The sequence below is a fragment of the Streptomyces zaehneri genome (genome assembly GCF_032248645.1).
In the GTDB taxonomy this organism is placed as follows: Bacteria; Actinomycetota; Actinomycetes; order Streptomycetales; family Streptomycetaceae; genus Streptomyces; species Streptomyces coriariae.
In genome coordinates this window covers 68,749-84,651 of record NZ_JASTTJ010000024.1, presented here as the reverse complement: position 1 = coordinate 84,651, position 15,903 = coordinate 68,749, and the positions used below count along the sequence as shown (strand labels likewise).

Below are 15,903 nucleotides of genomic sequence, written 5' to 3'. Positions count from 1 at the left end.
CCTCACCGGGAGGCGAAACGGTAGCCGAAGCCGCGCACGGTGTGGATGTGGCGGGGCTCGCGCGGGGGTTCGCCCAGCTTGGCGCGCAGTCGCTTGACGCAGGCGTCCACCAGGCGCGCGTCGCCGTGGTAGCTGTGCTGCCAGACCGCCTCGAGGAGTTGCTGCCGGCTGAACACCTGGCCGGGCGAGGCCGACAGGGTCAGCAGCAGTCGCAGTTCGGAGGGGGCGAGGGCGACCGGCTCCCCCTGCCAGGTGACCGCGAGCCCGGCCCGGTCGACGGCCAGGTCGCCGTAGGTGTCGATCTTCGGTATGCCGCCGTCGGCGGGCGCGCCGGCCGCCCGTCGCAGGACGGCGCGGATCCGGGCCTGGAGCACCCGGGCCGGCACGGGTTTGACCACGTAGTCGTCGGCGCCGGCTTCCAGACCGACAACGATGTCCTCGTCGTCGCCCCGCGCGGTCGCCATGATGATCGGCAGCGTCTGGTCCAGGTCACGCATCCGGCGGCAGACGTCCAGGCCGGTCATGCCGGGCAGCATCAGGTCCAGCACCACGACGTCGGGCCGGAAGGACCGCAGCCGGCCCAGGCCGTCCTCCCCGGTCTCGGCGGCGGCGACCTCGTGGCCCTGACGGCGCAGCGCGAGGGCGACGCCGTCCCGCACGGCGCGGTCGTCCTCGATCAGCAGAACTCGTGACATGCGCTCAGTATCGGTACGCCGTCGGCCCGTTCGGAGAACTGTTACCGGATGATCACATGAAACGGAACTGATCGAGTTGTTACTCTTTCGTTATCGCCTGGGCCAGATCCGATCACATGGCGATCACAATCTGAACAACCATGACCGCGCACAAAGAAACTCCTTCCTCTGCCCGGCGCCGTCGGAGCGCCCCCGCGCACGCCTCCGGCCGACGCGTGCGGAAGGGTTCGGTGTGGGGTGGAACGGCCGCGGTGGCCGTGCTGGGCGCCGCCGGTCTCGCGGCTGTGGGCTGGGCGTCCGCCGACGCGGGCGGGGCCTCGGCCGGGGGCCGCGCCACCGCGTCCGCCGAGCCGGGCGGATCAGGGCAGTCCGGTCCCGCGCCCACCGGACCGACGGCCGGATCCGGGGCCGCGGCAGGCCCCTCGGGCAGCACGTCGGCCGGGCCGTCCGGCGGTTCGCCCGGCGGTTCGCCCGGCGGCGCGTCCGGCGGCGCGTCCGGCGGTTCGTCCGGCGGCGTGTCGGCCGGAGCATCCGGCAGCGCGACCGGCGGGCCGTCACCGTCGGACATCCCGGCCTCGGGTCCGGGCACCTTCACCACCGCCTCCGGCTCGAGCGCCAAGGTGGGCAAGGGCACGGCCCTGCGCTACCGGGTCGACGTCGAGGACGGCCTCTCCCTGTCCGCCGCGGCCGTGGCCCGGCAGGTGGAGATCATCCTGGGCGACCGGCGCGGCTGGACGGCGGACGGTCGCTCGGCGTTCCAGCGGGTATCCGGCGGGACCACCGACTTCGTCGTACGGGTCGCGACACCCGGCACCGTGGACAAGATCTGCGGGGAGTACGGACTGGACACCGGCGGCGAGGTCAACTGCAACGTCGCCGACAACGTCATGGTCAACCTCAAACGCTGGCTGCTGGCCACCCCCGTCTACGCCAAGGACGTCACCGCCTATCGCGCGCTGATCGTCAACCACGAGGTCGGCCACTTCCTCGGCCACGGCCACGTCGGCTGTCCCGGCCCCGGCAGGCCGGCCCCGGCGATGATGCAGCAGATCAAGGGCATGGACGGCTGCGTCCCCAACGTCTGGCCGTACGACGACCAGGGACAGCCGGTGACCGGTCCCGCCGTTCCCTGAACCGGCCGTTTCCCCGAACCGGCCGTTCACCGCTGATAGCGCGCCAGTACCAGGTTGCCGTCCTCCTCGAGCCGCTCGCGCAGTTCACCGAGACCGATCGCCCCGCTGTAGTACTCCTGGAACGCGGGGGTGGCGACCTTGTCCTTCCACTCGGCATAGCCCCGGACGGACCGGGCGGGCGCCGGGCGCAGGTGTTCGGCGAGGGCGGTGCCGGTCGCCCAGTCGTCCTTCGTGGTGTGCAGGGCGGGGTCGGCGAGGGCCTGCGTGCCGGTCGGCAGCATCCAGTCGCCCAGCGCGAGGCGCACCATGTTCTTCGGCCGGAGCAGGAAGTCGATGAACGCCGCCGCCTCCTTCTTGTGCGGGCTGTCCTCGGCGACGGACAGCGTCTGCGGGCTGACCCCCTGGGCGAGTCCGTCGGCGCCCGCCGGGGCGGGCAGCACCTGCCAGTCGAACCCCTCGGGCGCCTGCTGCACGATCTGCTGACGGTAGGAGAAGCCGAGCGGGACCATCGCGTACCGGCCGCCGAAGAACCCCGGCAGAGTGTCCGAGCCGCCGCTGCCCAGCGTCGTGGGCGAGGCGCTGCGGTCGGTGCCGACCTGGTCGTGGACGGTGCGCGGTACGACCTCGTCGCCGGCCTCGAAGCGGACGGTGACCTTTCCGTCCGCTCCCCGGTGGAAGAGCTGTCCGCCCGCCGACAGGGAGAGATTGAGGGTGGCGGAGACGGGCTCCTTCAGCGGCCAGGCCACGCCGTACCTGCCGTCGCCGCTGAGCTGCTGCGTGATCTGCCGGAACTCCGGCCAGCTCCAGGGGCGTTCGGGGGTCGGGATCCGCACCCCGGAGCGCTTCAGCCAGGTCGCGTTCGCGACGAGGACGCGCGGCTCCTGGAGGAACGGCACGCCGTAGACGCCGTCACCGAAGGTCGTCGTCTCCCAACTGCGCCGCGGGATGTCCGACGTGAGGCGGGCGGGCAGCAGTCCGGTCAGGTCGGCGAGGTAACCCCCGTACGCGAAGTCGGCGAGGTCGTCGGAGGCGTCGTGGATGACGTCGGGGGCCTCGCCGCCCTCGAAGGAGGTGAGCAGCTGGTCGTGGACGCTCGACCAACTCCCCTGCACGTACTCGACCTTGACATCGAAGTGAGTGGCGTTCCACTCCTTCACCAGGTCCTTGTTGGCCTGGACGGACTCCTCCTGCCAGGCCAGGGACTGGAAGCGGAGGGTGACGGGGCCGTCGTCGTCCCCTCCGTCGGCGGTGCAGCCCGCGAGGAGCAGCAGGGCGGCCACGATCAGCGCTCTGGTCCGCATCAGCTCTTCACCGCCCCGGCGAGCATGCCGCCCGTGATCCGGCGCTGGACGATCGCGAAGACGGCCAGCGAGGGGAGGGTCGCGAGGAAGGCGGCGGCTGCGAGGGGCCCCAGGTCGGCGACGCCCTCCGTGCCGATGAAGTGGGTCAGGACGACCGGCAGGGTCTGTTTCTCCGGGGTCTTCAGCAGCACCAGCGCGAAGAAGAACTCGTTCCACGCCGTGACGAACGCGAACAGCCCCGTCGCCACGATCCCGGGAGCGAGCAGCGGCGCCGTCACCGAGACCAGCGTCCGCAGCCGCCCGGCGCCGTCGATCGCGGCCGCCTCCTCCAGCTCGACGGGGACGGCCCGGACGTATCCGACGAGCATCCACAGCGCGAAGGGCAGCGCCCACACCACGTACACCATCACCAGCCCCGGCACGGAGTCGATCAGCCGCAGGTGCTTCAGCACCAGGAACAGCGGGATGATCACCAGCACGAACGGGAAGGCCTGGCTGACCACGACCCACCCGGACGCGGCCCGCGCGAGCCGGGTGCGCCGGCGGGCCATGACGTACGCCGTCGGGGTGGCCAGGGCAACGGCGATCACGGCGGCGCCCACCGCGGCGATCAGGGAGTTGAACGCGGCGTGCAGCAGCGGCTGTTCGTCGAACGCCTGACGGAAGTTGGCGAGGGTGGGGTGCTCGGGGATCCAGGTGGGGTGCAGGCTGCCCAGTTCGCGCGCGGGCTTGAAGGCGACGGAGAGCAGCCAGAGGAAGGGGAAGGCGAGGAAGACGAGGTAGCCGAGCAGGGCTGTGTACTGGGCGGCCCGGGCGGCCCGGGCCGCGGGGCGGGTCCTCACGCGTCGTCACCTCCCCTGATCCGGCCCACCAGGAACAGGGCCAGGAACACCGAGATCACCGCGACCATCACACAGCCCATGGCCGCCGCGTAGCCGAACTGCCCGTAGCGGAAGGCCTCTTCGTAGGCGAAGAGCATGGGCAGCCGGGTGCGGCCGCCGGGTCCGCCGTTGGTCAGCACGTAGACCAGGGCGAAGGAGTTGAGGTTCCAGATGAAGTTGAGGGCCGTGATGGCGAGGGCGATGGGCCGCAGGGCGGGCCAGGTGACCGTCCGGAAGCGGCGCCAGGAGCCCGCGCCGTCCACCGCGGCCGCCTCGTGCAGTTCCCCCGGGGTGTTCTGGAGGCCGGCGAGCAGGGCGACCGTCGTCTGCGGCATGCCCGCCCACACGCCCACGACGATCACCGCGGGCAGGGCGGTCGCCAGCCCGCTGAGCCAGTCCCGCCCGTCGCCCAGCCCCAGGTCGCGCAGGGTCTCGTTGAGGATGCCGGCGTCCGGGTTGTAGACGAGCCGCCACATGACGCCGACCACGACCTCGGGCATCGCCCAGGGGACGATCGCGAGGGCGCGGGCCAGCCAGCGCAGCCGCAGGTCCTCGTTCAGGAGCAGGGCGAGGCCGAGGGCGAGCAGGAACTGCGGGACGGTCACCCCGACCGCCCAGACCAGGCCGATCCGGAACGACTCCCAGAACAGCGTGTCGTGCAGCAGGTCGGAGAAGTTGAGGACGCCGATCCACCGGGTGGGCGTGGTGCGGCCCGACTGGGCGTCGGTGAACGCCAGCAGGATCCCGTACAGCAGCGGGCCGACGCTCAGGGCCAGGACGGGGATCAGGGCGGGGAGGACGAGGAACCACGCGCCGTGGCCCGTGGTACCGCGCGGCGGGCCGGTGCCGGACGCGCGTCGCACGGTCCGTCTCCTCTCGGTCGCCGACGACACCGGATCGGCCCCCTTCCCGCGGCTGTGACGGGCCCCGCCATGGTCGTGAAGGTGCTGTACCCCGTCAAGGGACCATGCCACGGCCCCGGTCTGTGCGAATGCGACACTGGCCGTCGGATGGCCGGATCGCGACGCCGTCCGGCAGGGCCGGGCGGGGCACCACACGGAGGGCGGACGATGGACGAGGCACGGGCGCGGGACGTACTCGGCGCGGCGGGCGTACTGCCGGGCCCGGTGGCGCACGCGCGGCTCCTCGCCCTGGGCGAGAACGCGGTGTTCGCCGCCGGTGACCTGGTGGTGAAGGTGGGCCGTGACGCCGAACTCCTCGACCGGGCCCGGCGCGAGCTGGAGGTCGCCGCCTGGCTGGCCGGGGCGGGCGTCCCGGCGGTGCGGGCCGCCGAGCCGGAGCCGCTGCTCGTCGAGGGGCATCCGGTGACCCTGTGGCACCGGCTGCCCGATCCCGTGCGTCCCGCCGAGCCACGGGATCTGGCCGAACTCCTGCGTCTGGTGCACGCCCTGCCCACCCCGGGTTTCGGCCTGCCCGCGCGTGATCTGCTGTCGGGGGTCGAGCGCTGGCTGCGGCTCGCGGGCGACGCGATCGACCCGGCGGACGCGGCGTATCTGCGCGAGCGCCGGGACGGCTTCGCCACGGCCGCCGCCGCGCTCACCCCGCACCTGCCGCCCGGCCCGATCCACGGCGACGCGCTGCCGCGCAATGTGCACATCGGGCCCGACGGCCCGGTCCTGGTCGACCTGGAGACCGTCTCGGCCGATCTGCGCGAGCACGACCTGGTGGTCATGGCGCTCTCCCGCGACCGGTACGGGCTGCCCGCCGAGGCCTACGACACCTTCACCGAGGCCTACGGCTGGGACGTACGGGAGTGGGCGGGCTGCACGGTCCTGCGGGGCGCCCGCGAGACCGCGAGCTGCGCCTGGGTCGCCCAGCACGCGCCCGCCGACCCCAAGGCGCTGGCGGAGTTCCGGCGCCGGGTGGCGTCGCTGCGGGACGGGGACGAGGCGGTGCGGTGGTATCCGTTCTGATCCGGGCGCTGCGGGCGTGGCGGGCCGCCGCCCGGCTCGGCAAGGACGCCGACAGCCCCCGGTCCGACGGGTCCCCGTAGAGGTCCGCGTCCGACGGGTCAGACGTTTCCCTGTCCGACGGGTCCCCGTAGAGGTCCCGGTCCGACGGGTCCCCGCAGAGGTCCCGGTCCGACGGCCGGTGAAGGCGGTCGGGGCGGGTCACGGGAGCGTCAGACGGTCTTCTCCGCCGGCTCCCGCACCGGCCAGGCGCCGTCGATCACCGCGTCCGCGTCCCCCTTGCGGCGCAGGAAGCTCTGGAAGTCCGCCGCCCACTCGGCGTACCACTCGATCTGGCGGCGGTGCAGCTCCGCCGGGCCGAGGGCCGCGACCTTGGGGTGGCGGCCGGCTATCGCGCCGGCGAGGCGGGCCGCCGCGAGGGCGTCGGCCGAGGCGTCGTGCGCGGAGTCGAGGAGGACGCCGTACTCGGCGCAGACCGCCTCGAGGTTGCGCTTGCCGCGCCGGTAGCGGTCGACCGAGCGGTCGATGGTGTACGGGTCGACGACCGGCGCCGGGTCCAGGCCGCCCAGGCGGTCGCGCAGCGAGGGCAGGCCGTGGCGTCGCAGTTCGGCGGAGAGCAGGGTCAGGTCGAAGGCGGCGTTGTAGGCGACGACCGGGACGCCGGTGCGCCAGTAGCCCGCGAGGACGTCGGCTATCGCGTCCGCGACCCGGTCGGCGGGGGCGCCTTCGCCGGTGGCCCGCTCGTTGCTGATCCCGTGCACCGCGACGGCGTCCGCCGGGATCTCCACGCCCGGGTCCGCCAGCCACTCGCGGTGTCCCAGGACCTGCCCGTCCCTGACCTCGATCACGGCTGCCGTGACGATGCGCGCCTCGCGCGGGTCCGTCCCGGTCGTCTCCAGGTCGAAGCCGACAAGCAGCTCCCGGTACCAGGCCATGGTGGCCCCCCTTCTTGGTGGTGCTTCCCCCAGTGGTCTCCACCCTCGCATGCACCACTGACAATCAGAGGATCGCGTTCCGCTTGCACCCACGCCCAAACGGATAATTCAGGACACCGGCCGTGAGTCCGCCCAGGCCAGTTCGAACTCCTCGCGGTATGCGGAGAAAAGTCCGCCGTCATCCGTCTCGCCCGGCTTGACCACCCGGTTGCCGTTGCGCAGCACCAGCACCGGCGCCTCCATGCCGCGCATCCGCCGCAGATAGGACTGGATCACCGCGACGCCGTCGGTGCCGTCGCCGTCGACCAGGTAGGCGGTGAAGCGGGGCGTCTCGTCGTACACCTGGATCTGGAAGGCGCCCGGGTCGCGCAGCCGGGCGCGGACCCGGCGCATGTGCAGGATGTTCATCTCCACCGCGCGGCTCAGTTCGCCCCGTTTCATCCCGAGTTCGCGCTCGCGGCGCTTGACCGCGCTGGAGGCCGGGTTGAGGAAGAGCAGCCGGACGCGGGCGCCGGCCTCGGCGAGGCGCACCAGGCGGCGGCCGGAGAAGTTCTGCACGAGCAGGTTGAGGCCGATGCCGATGGCGTCGAGGCGGCGGGCGCCGTCGAAGATGTCCTCGGCGGGGAACCGGCGCAGCAGCCGCACCCGGTCGGAGTGGACGGCGACCACGTCCGCGTACCGGTCGCCGACGAGGTCCTCGACGGCGTCGACGCGCAGTCGGCGCGCGGAGGGCACGTCGCCGCTGGTGCCGAGCATCTCCAGCAGGCGCGCGGAGGCCCGCTCGGCCTGACCGAGGACGGCCTCGGACAGGGCCCGGTTGCGGGAGACGACGTTGCGGGTCACCTCCAGCTCGTCCAGGGCGAGTTCGACGTCCCGGCGGTCGTCGAAGTACGGCTCGAAGCACGGCCAGTGCTGCACCATCAGCTCGCGCAGCTGCGGCAGGGTGAGGAAGGAGATGACGTTGTCGTCGGCCGGGTCCAGCAAGTAGCCCTTGCGGCGGCTGACTTCGCGTACGGCGACCGCGCGCTGCACCCACTCCTGACCGGCGGGTCCGGCCGCGGCGACCACCCACTCGTCGCCGTGGACGGGTTCGTAGATGGGCCGCAGCACGGCGGCCACGACGGCGCGCAGCCGCTGTTCGACGAGGTTCAGCCAGATGTAGGCCCGGCCGGCCCGCTGCGCGCGGGTGCGTACCTCGCGCCAGGCTTCGGCGTCCCAGTCCAGCTCCGGTCCGATGGCGTTCGTCTCCATCGGCCGGGCCAGGGACACCGTGCCGGGCGGGACGTCTGCGGAGCCCCCCTGGTGACCCTCGTCACCAGAGGGCAGCTCCAGCCCTCCCGAGCCCACCCGCGCACCGCCTTCCGCTCCCCCGAGCATCCCCGTCCCAACGATCAAGGAAGGGTACTCCGGGAGCGGCGGGCGGTGCAGCCGGATGGACAGGTCGTTTCTCAACTACCGCTGTTCGACTGTCCGTTCTGTCCCGCCAGCGCGGACGGAGTGAGCGGATTCATAGCGGTGACATCCCTGGGGACGAGCGAGAAGCCCTGCCAGTGGACCGGCATGGGCTGCTGGTCCTCGTCCCGGGCGATGTGGTGGAAGCCCACGTTCACCCAGGTCACGGGGTGGGTGAGGGTCTGTCCGTTCACCCACTTGTCGACGGAGGTGCCGTGCAGGGGGCTGCCGCAGTCGCGGACGTTGTTGCTGGCGTACTGCTCGCACTGGTTGTACTGCGTGAAGTAGACGTCGTGCTGGGTGAACTTGCGCCCGGAGTACTTGGTGGTGGCGCCGGGGACGAGCTCGTAGGAGCGGGCGTGGCCGTCCTTGTTCTTGCCGGTCGCGCTGACCACCCGCCACCAGCGCATGTTCTGGGCGTCGCCGGCGAGTTCCTTGGTGACGGCCGTGCGGGTGGTCTTGGCGGTCGGGCCCTGCTGTCCGCCCGCGGGCGGGCTGACCACCGAGTCGTACTGCTCGACCTTGGTGGCCGAGGAGCCGTCGAGGCCGAAGTCGAGCCGCCAGAAGACGTTGTGGCTGTGGCTGGTGGCGTAGGACTTGGCGCCCTTGCCTATCGGCCAGCCGCGGCCGTCCCCGGCGTCGTAGTCGAAGGGCGAGAGGCTGCCGGTGGCGCCGACGTTCATGTTGACGGCGCCGTCGTCGGAGAAGCGCCACTCGGTGATGTACTCGTACCAGCCGACCTTGTTGACGGTGTAGACCATCAGGTCCTTGCCCTGGGCCTGGTAGACCTTGTTGCCCGTGTCGGCCTGCATGCGGTAGGCGTGGCCGCGCGAACGGGTCGTGGTGCACAGGCCCTTGACGTTCGGGTTGTCGGAGAAGGACTCCGGGACCTTGACCGTCCTGATGGTGCCGCCGGGGCACTCGGCGGGCGTCATGTTGACCAGGCCCGAGCCGAAGTTGTAGTCGGTGATGTCGTTGTACTCGTTCTTGCCGTCGTCGTACGGCACGTGGATCTGGGCGATCTTGGCGCTGTTGAGGACCCTGATCGGCTTGGCCTCGCCGGGCGGCTGGTAGGAGACCTTCTCCAGCACCAGGCCGGACTTGGCCTCGAAGCGCCAGCACATGCGCCAGGTCGTGCCGGTGGCGAGCTTCTGTTCGATGCGGTAGGCGGCGCTGCAGTCGGCGGCCGCCGCGGGTGCCGCTTTGGGCTGGGCGGCGGCCGGACCGGCTCCGGCGGCCGCGCCGGCGGCCAGCGCGGCCACGCAGAGGCCGACGGCCGCGCCCCTGCGGGCACGGCCGGCGCCCTGCGGCCGGAGGCCGCCGATCAGATTCGGAACACGCATGAGGACATGACTCCCTTTGCCTCCCGCTCCGGGAAGCAGGTCGGAAAACGGACGTGGAGGTGGGCCTGCTACGGATTCAGCCGGTGAGCCGGGCGACCTTGCGGGTGCTGAGGTCGATCACCAGGGACCGGGCGTCGATCCACGGACCGTTCCTGACCTTCGGCAGCAGCCGGACGCAGCGGTGTTCCCCGCACTTGTCGAGGACGGCGGGCTCGGCGCCCGGCACCGCGCGGTAGATCATGGACGCGAGCTGCAGCTGGTCCGGGGAGGTGAGCTGCTTGCCGGTGGCGTCCTTGAAGTCGGCCTTCAGGCCCGCGCCGAGCGGGTCGGCGATCAGCAGGCTCGCGGCCTCGGTCTGCTCGGCGGCACTGAGCGGCGGCTGGACGCCGTGCTGGGTGCCGGTGCCCTCGACCTTGCCGGTGTCGAGGTTGACGGTCTTGGTGACGAGCGCGTCGTCCTTGTAGTCGTAGAACGACACCACCGCGCGCCGGGGCGCTTCGGGGTCGTCCACCTCGTCGGCCGCGGGCTCGGCGAGGTCCACGCCGAGGCGCTGCGGGCCGCGGTCGCCGTCCACGTCCTCGCTCGCGTTGAACTGCTGCCGGCTGAGCGCGATCTTCTCGACCCGCGTGATCTCGTCGTCGGTGAGCGGGTCTCGGCCCTCGCCCTTCGTGCCCTCGGCGGGCGCCTGCTCGACGACACCGGGCTGTACCGCCGCCGTGTCGCCCCGCTGCTGTCCGGCCGCCTGCCGGGTGCTCTGGCCGTCCTTGCCGCCTCCTGTGTCGTCCGCCCCCGCCGTACCCGGCAGGGTGATCCCCACCATCACGGCCGTCGCGGCCACCGCGATGGCCGTACCCGCCACCACCTTGCCCAGGTGGCGGCGCACTGTCGTGCGCACAAATTCCCCCTACTCCCCCTGTTGCCCGGGAGTACGTTTCTGCCCCACTGGTTCGGCACAGGACGTGTGTCACCTGTCGTCCTGTGCACTGGTCGTTCGGTAAGAGGGGCGTAAGTCACAGGTGGTTCCCTCACTTTCCTGGAGACTCGTCCTCAAGGCGCCCCCGACGGGGCGAGACACCTGAAAGAGTCGTGTCCATGCAGGTCTGGCCTGGAGAGGCGTATCCCCTCGGTGCCACGTACGACGGCGCCGGCACGAACTTCGCGGTCTTCACGGAGGCCGCGGACCGAGTAGAGCTGTGTCTGCTGCACGACGACGGCTCGGAGACGGCGGTGGAACTGCGCGAGAGCGACGCGTTCGTCCGGCACGCGTACCTGCCGGGGGTCATGCCCGGACAGCGGTACGGCTTCCGGATGCACGGCCCCTACGAACCCGCGCGCGGGCAGCGCTGCAACTCGGCGAAGCTGCTGCTCGACCCGTACGCGAAGGCGATCAGCGGTTCGGTCCGGTGGGGCGAGGAGGTGTACGGCTACCACTTCGACGCCCCCGAGCGGCGCAACGACCTCGACTCCGCGCCCCACACCATGACGTCGGTCGTGGTCAACCCCTACTTCGACTGGGGCGACGACCGCAGGCCGCGTACCGAGTACCACCACACGGTGATCTACGAGGCCCATGTGAAGGGCCTGACGATGCGCCATCCGGGGCTGCCGGAGGAGCTGCGCGGGACCTACGCGGCCCTCGCGCACCCGGCGATCATCGAGCATCTGACGGAGCTCGGGGTGACGGCCCTGGAGCTGATGCCGGTGCACCAGTTCGTCAACGACCACCGGCTGGTCGACATGGGCCTGAACAACTACTGGGGCTACAACACGATCGGTTTCTTCGCCCCGCACAACGCGTACGCCTCCTGGGGCGACCGCGGTCAGCAGGTCCTGGAGTTCAAGTCGGCGGTGCGGGCGCTGCACGAGGCGGGGATCGAGGTCATCCTCGACGTGGTCTACAACCACACCGCCGAGGGCAACCACCTGGGCCCGACGCTGTCCTTCCGGGGCATCGACAACCAGTCGTACTACCGGCTGACGGATGACCCCCGCTACTACATGGACACCACGGGCACCGGTAACTCCCTGCTCATGCGGTCCCCGCACGTCCTTCAGATGATCATGGACTCGTTGCGGTACTGGGTGCTGGAGATGCACGTCGACGGGTTCCGTTTCGACCTCGCGGCGACGCTGGCCCGTCAGTTCCACGAGGTGGACCGGCTGTCGTCGTTCTTCGACCTGGTGCAGCAGGATCCCGTGGTGTCCCAGGTGAAGCTGATCGCGGAACCGTGGGACGTGGGCGAGGGCGGCTACCAGGTGGGGAACTTCCCCCCGCTGTGGACCGAGTGGAACGGCAAGTACCGCGACACCGTGCGGGACGTGTGGCGGGGCGAGCCACGCGCGGTCGGCGAGTTCGCCTCCCGGCTGACCGGCTCCTCCGACCTCTACCAGGACGACGGCCGGCGCCCGCTGGCCTCCATCAACTTCGTGACCTGCCACGACGGGTTCACCCTGCACGACCTGGTGTCCTACAACAACAAGCACAACCAGGCCAACGGGGAGGACAACCGGGACGGCGAGAGCCACAACCGCTCCTGGAACTGCGGCGCGGAGGGCGCGACCGAGGATCCCGGGGTCCTGGACCTGCGGGCCCGGCAGATGCGCAACTTCCTCGCCACGCTGATGCTGTCCCAGGGCGTGCCCATGATCAGCCACGGGGACGAGTTCGGGCGCACCCAGAAGGGCAACAACAACGCCTACTGCCAGGACAGCGAGCTGGCCTGGGTCCAGTGGCCCGAGGAGGGCAGCGAGCTGCTGGACTTCACGCGCGCGCTGGTGCGGCTGCGCAAGGAGCATCCCGTCTTCCGACGGCGCCGCTTCTTCCACGGCCGGCCGGTGGAGGGCACACACGACGAGCTGTCGGACATCGCCTGGTTCACTCCCGAGGGCAAGGAGATGGCGCCCCGGGACTGGGACCGGGCACAGGCGTCCGCGCTGTCGGTGTTCCTCAACGGCAACGCGATCTCCGAGCCGGGCGCGCGCGGCGAACGGATCACCGACGACTCCTTCCTGCTGATGTTCAACGCCTCCGCCAGGCCGATGGAGTTCGTGGTGCCGGTCGACCACGGGCGGCAGTGGCAGGTGGTCGTGGACACCGGGAACCCGGAGGCGCCGGCGCCGGGCGCGGGCCCGAAGGTGCAGGCCGGGGCCCGGCTGACGCTGGCCGACCGGAGCATGACGGTGCTCCAGCGGCCGACCTAGGGCGCTTCTTTTGGATCGGCCCGGGTCCGCGGCGCCCGGCACGGCACCTCGCGGCGTTGTCGCACGACCCGCGTACACCCGGTACGCGGGTCGTGCTCCGCCTTGCGATGCACCGCACCGGACACCGCGGCCTGATCCGACCCGATCCAGAAGAAACGCCCCAGCCGATCCGTGGGGCACGGGAGCGACCCGCCGGGAAAGGGGATGTGACACGAAAGGCGGCGGGACGGGTACGTAGGTGGTCATGACCCCTGAGCGACGTGACGCCTCCGTTCCCGTGCCGCCCACGGCGACCTACCGGTTGCAGCTCCAGCCCGAGTTCCCGTTCGAGGCGGCGGCGGCGGCCGTGCCGTACCTGGCCTCGCTCGGCGTCTCGCATCTGCACCTGTCCCCCGTCCTGGAGGCCGTACCGGGATCCCCGCACGGCTACGACGTCGTGGACCCCACGCGCGTGCGTGCGGAGCTCGGCGGGGAGGAGGGGCTGCGGGCGCTGGCCGGCACCGCGCGGGAGCACGGGCTCGGGCTGGTGGTGGACATCGTGCCGAACCACATGGCGATGGCCCCGCGTCACAACCACGCCCTGTGGGAGGTGCTGCGCGAGGGGCCGAAGTCCGCGTACGCGCGCTGGTTCGACATCGACTGGGAGGCGCAGGGCGGCCAGGTGCTGGTCCCGGTGCTCGGCGGCCCCGTCGGCACGGAGCTGGCACACCTGCGGGTGGACGGCGACGTCCTGCGCTACCACGACCACGTCCTCCCGCTGCGCGAGGGCACCGAGGGGCTGCCGCTGCCCCGGCTGCTGGACGCCCAGTGGTACCGGCCGGTGTGGTGGCGGCTGGCCCGCACCGAACTGAACTACCGGCGCTTCTTCAGCATCTCCGAGCTCATCGGGGTGCGGGTGGAGGACCCGGAGGTGTTCGAGGCCACCCACGGCACGATCCTGCGGCTGCTGCACGAGGGCGTCGTCGACGGGCTGCGCGTGGACCACCCCGACGGCCTCGCCGACCCCGACGCCTACCTGGAGCGGCTGCACACGGCGAGCGGCGGCCGCTGGACGGTCGTCGAGAAGATCCTGGCCGACGGGGAGCGGCTGCCGCGCTCCTGGCCCGTGGCCGGCACCACCGGCTACGACGCCCTGCGCCACGTCGACGGCCTCTTCACGGACCCCCGGGGGGCCGGGGAGCTGCTGGACCGCTACCGGCGCTTCGCGGCCCCGCAGACGGACCGGGGCGGCGACTGGGCGGCGACGGTGCGCCGGGCGGCGTACAAGGTGCTCACGCACGAGCTGGCGGCCGAGACGGAACGGCTGACGCGGGCGGCGTCCCGGGTGTGCGCCGTGTCGGACGACCCCGCGCTGCGCGACCGGGCTCCCTGGGCGCTGCGGACGGCGCTGGAGGAACTGCTCGTGCGCCTGGAGGTGTACCGGCCGTACACCTCGGGCGACCCGGCCGCCGTCGTGACCGAGGAGGCGGCGGCCGAGGCGCGGCAGGCGTTCGTCGTGCCGGAGGAGGCCGGCGCCGTCGACGTGGTGCGGAAACTGGTGCTCGGCGGGGAGGGGCCGGCCGGAGCGGACTTCCGGGCACGGTTCGCCCAGACGGCGTCGGCGCTGCGCGCCAAGTCGGTGGAGGACACGGCGTTCTACCGGTACGTGCCCCTGTCGGCGGCGAACGAGGTGGGCGGCGACCCGGGCTCCCCGGGGGTGTCCCCGGCCGGTTTCCACGCCTATTGCGCGCGCGTGCAGCGCGACTGGCCGGCCACCGGGACGGTCGTGTCGACACACGACACCAAGCGCAGCGCCGACGTGCGCGCCGCGCTCGCCGTGCTGACCGAGTGCCCGGCACGCTGGGCGGACGTCCTGGAGGAGGTCACCCGCGCGGTGGAGGGCGTACCGGACCGACAGCTGGCGTGGGCGGCCTGGCAGACGGTCTTCGGACTCGGCCCGGCGGCCCCGGAGCGCGTCCAGGAGGCGCTGCTCAAGCACGCGCGCGAGGCGGGCCTGTACACCAGCTGGACCGAGCAGGAGCCGGCCTACGAGGAGGCGGTGGCCGCGTTCGTGGCGGCGGGGCCGTGCGGGGCGCCGGGTGAGCGGGTGGCCGCGCTGCGCGGCGCGCTGGAGCCGTACATCCGTGCGAACGTGCTCGGTACGGCACTGGTGCATCTCACGATGCCCGGGGTGCCGGACGTCTACCAGGGCACGGAGAGCGAGTACCGGGCGCTGGTGGACCCGGACAACCGGCGCCCGGTGCGCTTCCCGCCGGAGGATCCCGGCGCCAAGGACACGGTGACCGCGGCGGCGCTGCGGCTGCGCCGGCGGCGGCCGGAGGTGTTCGGGGACGCCGCGGGGTACGAGCCGTTGCCCGCCGAAGGAGCGGCCGCGGCGCACTGTCTGGCGTTCGCGCGCTCCGGCCGGGTCGTCACGGCCGTGACGCGGCTGTCGCTGCGGCTGGCGGAGGCGGGCGGCTGGCGCGAGACCCGGCTGGCGCTGCCCCCGGGGACATGGGTCGACGTCCTGGCTCCCGAGCGGGAGTTCACGGGCCACGCGCGCGTGGCGGAACTGTTCGAGCGGCTGCCGGTGGCGCTGCTGGAGCGGGCTCGGTGAGGCCGCGGCGTGCTCTGCGGCGTTGTTCTCCGGTGGTGTTCCTCGGCGTCGACAGTCTGCCTGGCGTTCTGTCAGGCGCTGCGGGTCCACCACGTCAGCGAGGACGCGCACGTGTTCCCCACGATGGCCCGCCACCGTCCCGACCTGGCCGGCGCCTTCGCCCGGCTCACCGAGCAACACCGCACGAATCGCGCGCATCCAGGACGAACCGGTGACCCTGCCGACGGGTGTCGCGATCGCCGACCCCGAGCGCTTTCGTACCGAACTGAACGCTGTGAAAGGGTAGTTGAGCGCTCACCTCGACTTGGAGGAGGAGACGACGGCCTCCCTGCTCGCCGAGGTCCCCGGCCGCCGGCCCCGCCCGCCCGGCCGGCCGGAGGCGGGAGGGAGCACGAGGAGTGAAAGCCGGACGGTCGTCCCCTCCGCCGGAGCGCG

13 protein-coding genes are annotated in these 15,903 nt (G+C 72.2%); 5 read left to right on the top strand and 8 right to left on the bottom strand.

What is annotated here, in order from left to right; all coding sequences use genetic code 11:
- Positions 1-2: 2 nt before the first annotated feature.
- Positions 3-695 carry a response regulator transcription factor gene (locus tag QQM72_RS32225; protein ID WP_314224362.1) on the bottom strand — a complete coding sequence of 231 codons (693 nt, stop codon included), beginning with the start codon at positions 693-695 and terminating at the stop codon, positions 3-5.
- Between the two features lie 230 nt (positions 696-925).
- Here QQM72_RS32225 and QQM72_RS32220 point away from each other — a divergent pair, with 230 nt between their 5' ends.
- Positions 926-1,828, top strand: a complete 903-nt coding sequence (locus QQM72_RS32220) for a DUF3152 domain-containing protein (RefSeq protein WP_314224361.1) — start codon at positions 926-928, stop codon at positions 1,826-1,828.
- A 26-nt stretch (positions 1,829-1,854) separates the two neighbouring features.
- Here the strand turns inward: QQM72_RS32220 and QQM72_RS32215 are convergent, their stop codons facing one another.
- Genes QQM72_RS32215 through QQM72_RS32205 form a run of 3 tightly spaced genes read right to left on the bottom strand, consistent with a single transcriptional unit; the run spans position 1,855 to position 4,903 of the window.
- Complete coding sequence (locus QQM72_RS32215) at positions 1,855-3,129, bottom strand: ABC transporter substrate-binding protein (protein ID WP_314224360.1); 1,275 nt, start codon at positions 3,127-3,129, stop codon at positions 1,855-1,857.
- Positions 3,129-3,971 carry a carbohydrate ABC transporter permease gene (locus QQM72_RS32210; protein WP_314224359.1) on the bottom strand — a complete coding sequence of 281 codons (843 nt, stop codon included), beginning with the start codon at positions 3,969-3,971 and terminating at the stop codon, positions 3,129-3,131. Before QQM72_RS32210 ends, QQM72_RS32215 begins: the two co-directional genes overlap by 1 nt.
- On the bottom strand, positions 3,968-4,903 hold the full coding sequence (locus tag QQM72_RS32205) for an ABC transporter permease subunit (RefSeq protein WP_399079430.1): 936 nt from the start codon (positions 4,901-4,903) through the stop codon (positions 3,968-3,970). The genes QQM72_RS32210 and QQM72_RS32205 overlap by 4 nt, the downstream gene beginning before the upstream one ends.
- Before the next feature lie 177 nt (positions 4,904-5,080).
- On the opposite strand from QQM72_RS32205, the gene QQM72_RS32200 reads away from it, so the two are divergent.
- The gene (locus QQM72_RS32200; RefSeq protein WP_314224357.1) at positions 5,081-5,944 is read left to right on the top strand and encodes a phosphotransferase enzyme family protein; all 864 of its coding nucleotides are present in this window, start codon (positions 5,081-5,083) and stop codon (positions 5,942-5,944) included.
- 209 nt (positions 5,945-6,153) lie between these two features.
- On the opposite strand, the gene QQM72_RS32195 is transcribed toward QQM72_RS32200, so the two are convergent.
- The 4 genes from QQM72_RS32195 to QQM72_RS32180 form a co-directional block, all read right to left on the bottom strand.
- Positions 6,154-6,876 (bottom strand): 3'-5' exonuclease, encoded by a 723-nt coding sequence (locus QQM72_RS32195; RefSeq protein ID WP_314224356.1) that lies wholly within the window; start codon positions 6,874-6,876, stop codon positions 6,154-6,156.
- A 108-nt stretch (positions 6,877-6,984) separates the two neighbouring features.
- On the bottom strand, positions 6,985-8,253 hold the full coding sequence (locus QQM72_RS32190) for an SAV2148 family HEPN domain-containing protein (protein WP_314224427.1): 1,269 nt from the start codon (positions 8,251-8,253) through the stop codon (positions 6,985-6,987).
- Between the two features lie 71 nt (positions 8,254-8,324).
- Positions 8,325-9,671, bottom strand: coding sequence for a copper amine oxidase (locus QQM72_RS32185; protein WP_314224355.1), 1,347 nt, complete (start codon positions 9,669-9,671; stop codon positions 8,325-8,327).
- A gap of 76 nt (positions 9,672-9,747) precedes the next feature.
- Positions 9,748-10,566: a Tat pathway signal sequence domain protein gene (locus tag QQM72_RS32180; RefSeq protein WP_314224354.1), complete on the bottom strand. Its 819-nt coding sequence runs from the start codon at positions 10,564-10,566 to the stop codon at positions 9,748-9,750.
- A 197-nt stretch (positions 10,567-10,763) separates the two neighbouring features.
- Here QQM72_RS32180 and glgX point away from each other — a divergent pair, with 197 nt between their 5' ends.
- The 3 genes from glgX to QQM72_RS40980 all read left to right on the top strand — a co-directional run bounded on the left by glgX (position 10,764) and on the right by QQM72_RS40980 (position 15,870).
- Entirely contained in the window at positions 10,764-12,872 is a 2,109-nt protein-coding gene (glgX, locus tag QQM72_RS32175; protein ID WP_314224353.1) for a glycogen debranching protein GlgX, read from the top strand.
- A 244-nt stretch (positions 12,873-13,116) separates the two neighbouring features.
- Positions 13,117-15,468, top strand: a complete 2,352-nt coding sequence (gene treY, locus QQM72_RS32170; protein ID WP_314224352.1) for a malto-oligosyltrehalose synthase — start codon at positions 13,117-13,119, stop codon at positions 15,466-15,468.
- Positions 15,469-15,477: 9 nt separating this feature from the next.
- Positions 15,478-15,870, top strand: a complete 393-nt coding sequence (locus QQM72_RS40980) for a hemerythrin domain-containing protein (protein ID WP_399079423.1) — start codon at positions 15,478-15,480, stop codon at positions 15,868-15,870.
- The last annotated feature ends 33 nt before the right edge of the window (positions 15,871-15,903 follow it).

What these genes read in the sequence shown, in the direction of transcription:
- glgX (WP_314224353.1), top strand. Translation starts at nt 10,764, where the DNA reads ATGCAGGTCTGGCCTGGAGAGGCGTATCCCCTCGGTGCCACGTACGAC.
- QQM72_RS32225 (WP_314224362.1), bottom strand. Translation starts at nt 695, where the DNA reads ATGTCACGAGTTCTGCTGATCGAGGACGACCGCGCCGTGCGGGACGGC.
- QQM72_RS32190 (WP_314224427.1), bottom strand. Translation starts at nt 8,253, where the DNA reads ATGCTCGGGGGAGCGGAAGGCGGTGCGCGGGTGGGCTCGGGAGGGCTG.
- QQM72_RS32185 (WP_314224355.1), bottom strand. Translation starts at nt 9,671, where the DNA reads ATGCGTGTTCCGAATCTGATCGGCGGCCTCCGGCCGCAGGGCGCCGGC.
- QQM72_RS32195 (WP_314224356.1), bottom strand. Translation starts at nt 6,876, where the DNA reads ATGGCCTGGTACCGGGAGCTGCTTGTCGGCTTCGACCTGGAGACGACC.
- treY (WP_314224352.1), top strand. Translation starts at nt 13,117, where the DNA reads ATGACCCCTGAGCGACGTGACGCCTCCGTTCCCGTGCCGCCCACGGCG.
- QQM72_RS32215 (WP_314224360.1), bottom strand. Translation starts at nt 3,129, where the DNA reads ATGCGGACCAGAGCGCTGATCGTGGCCGCCCTGCTGCTCCTCGCGGGC.
- QQM72_RS32200 (WP_314224357.1), top strand. Translation starts at nt 5,081, where the DNA reads ATGGACGAGGCACGGGCGCGGGACGTACTCGGCGCGGCGGGCGTACTG.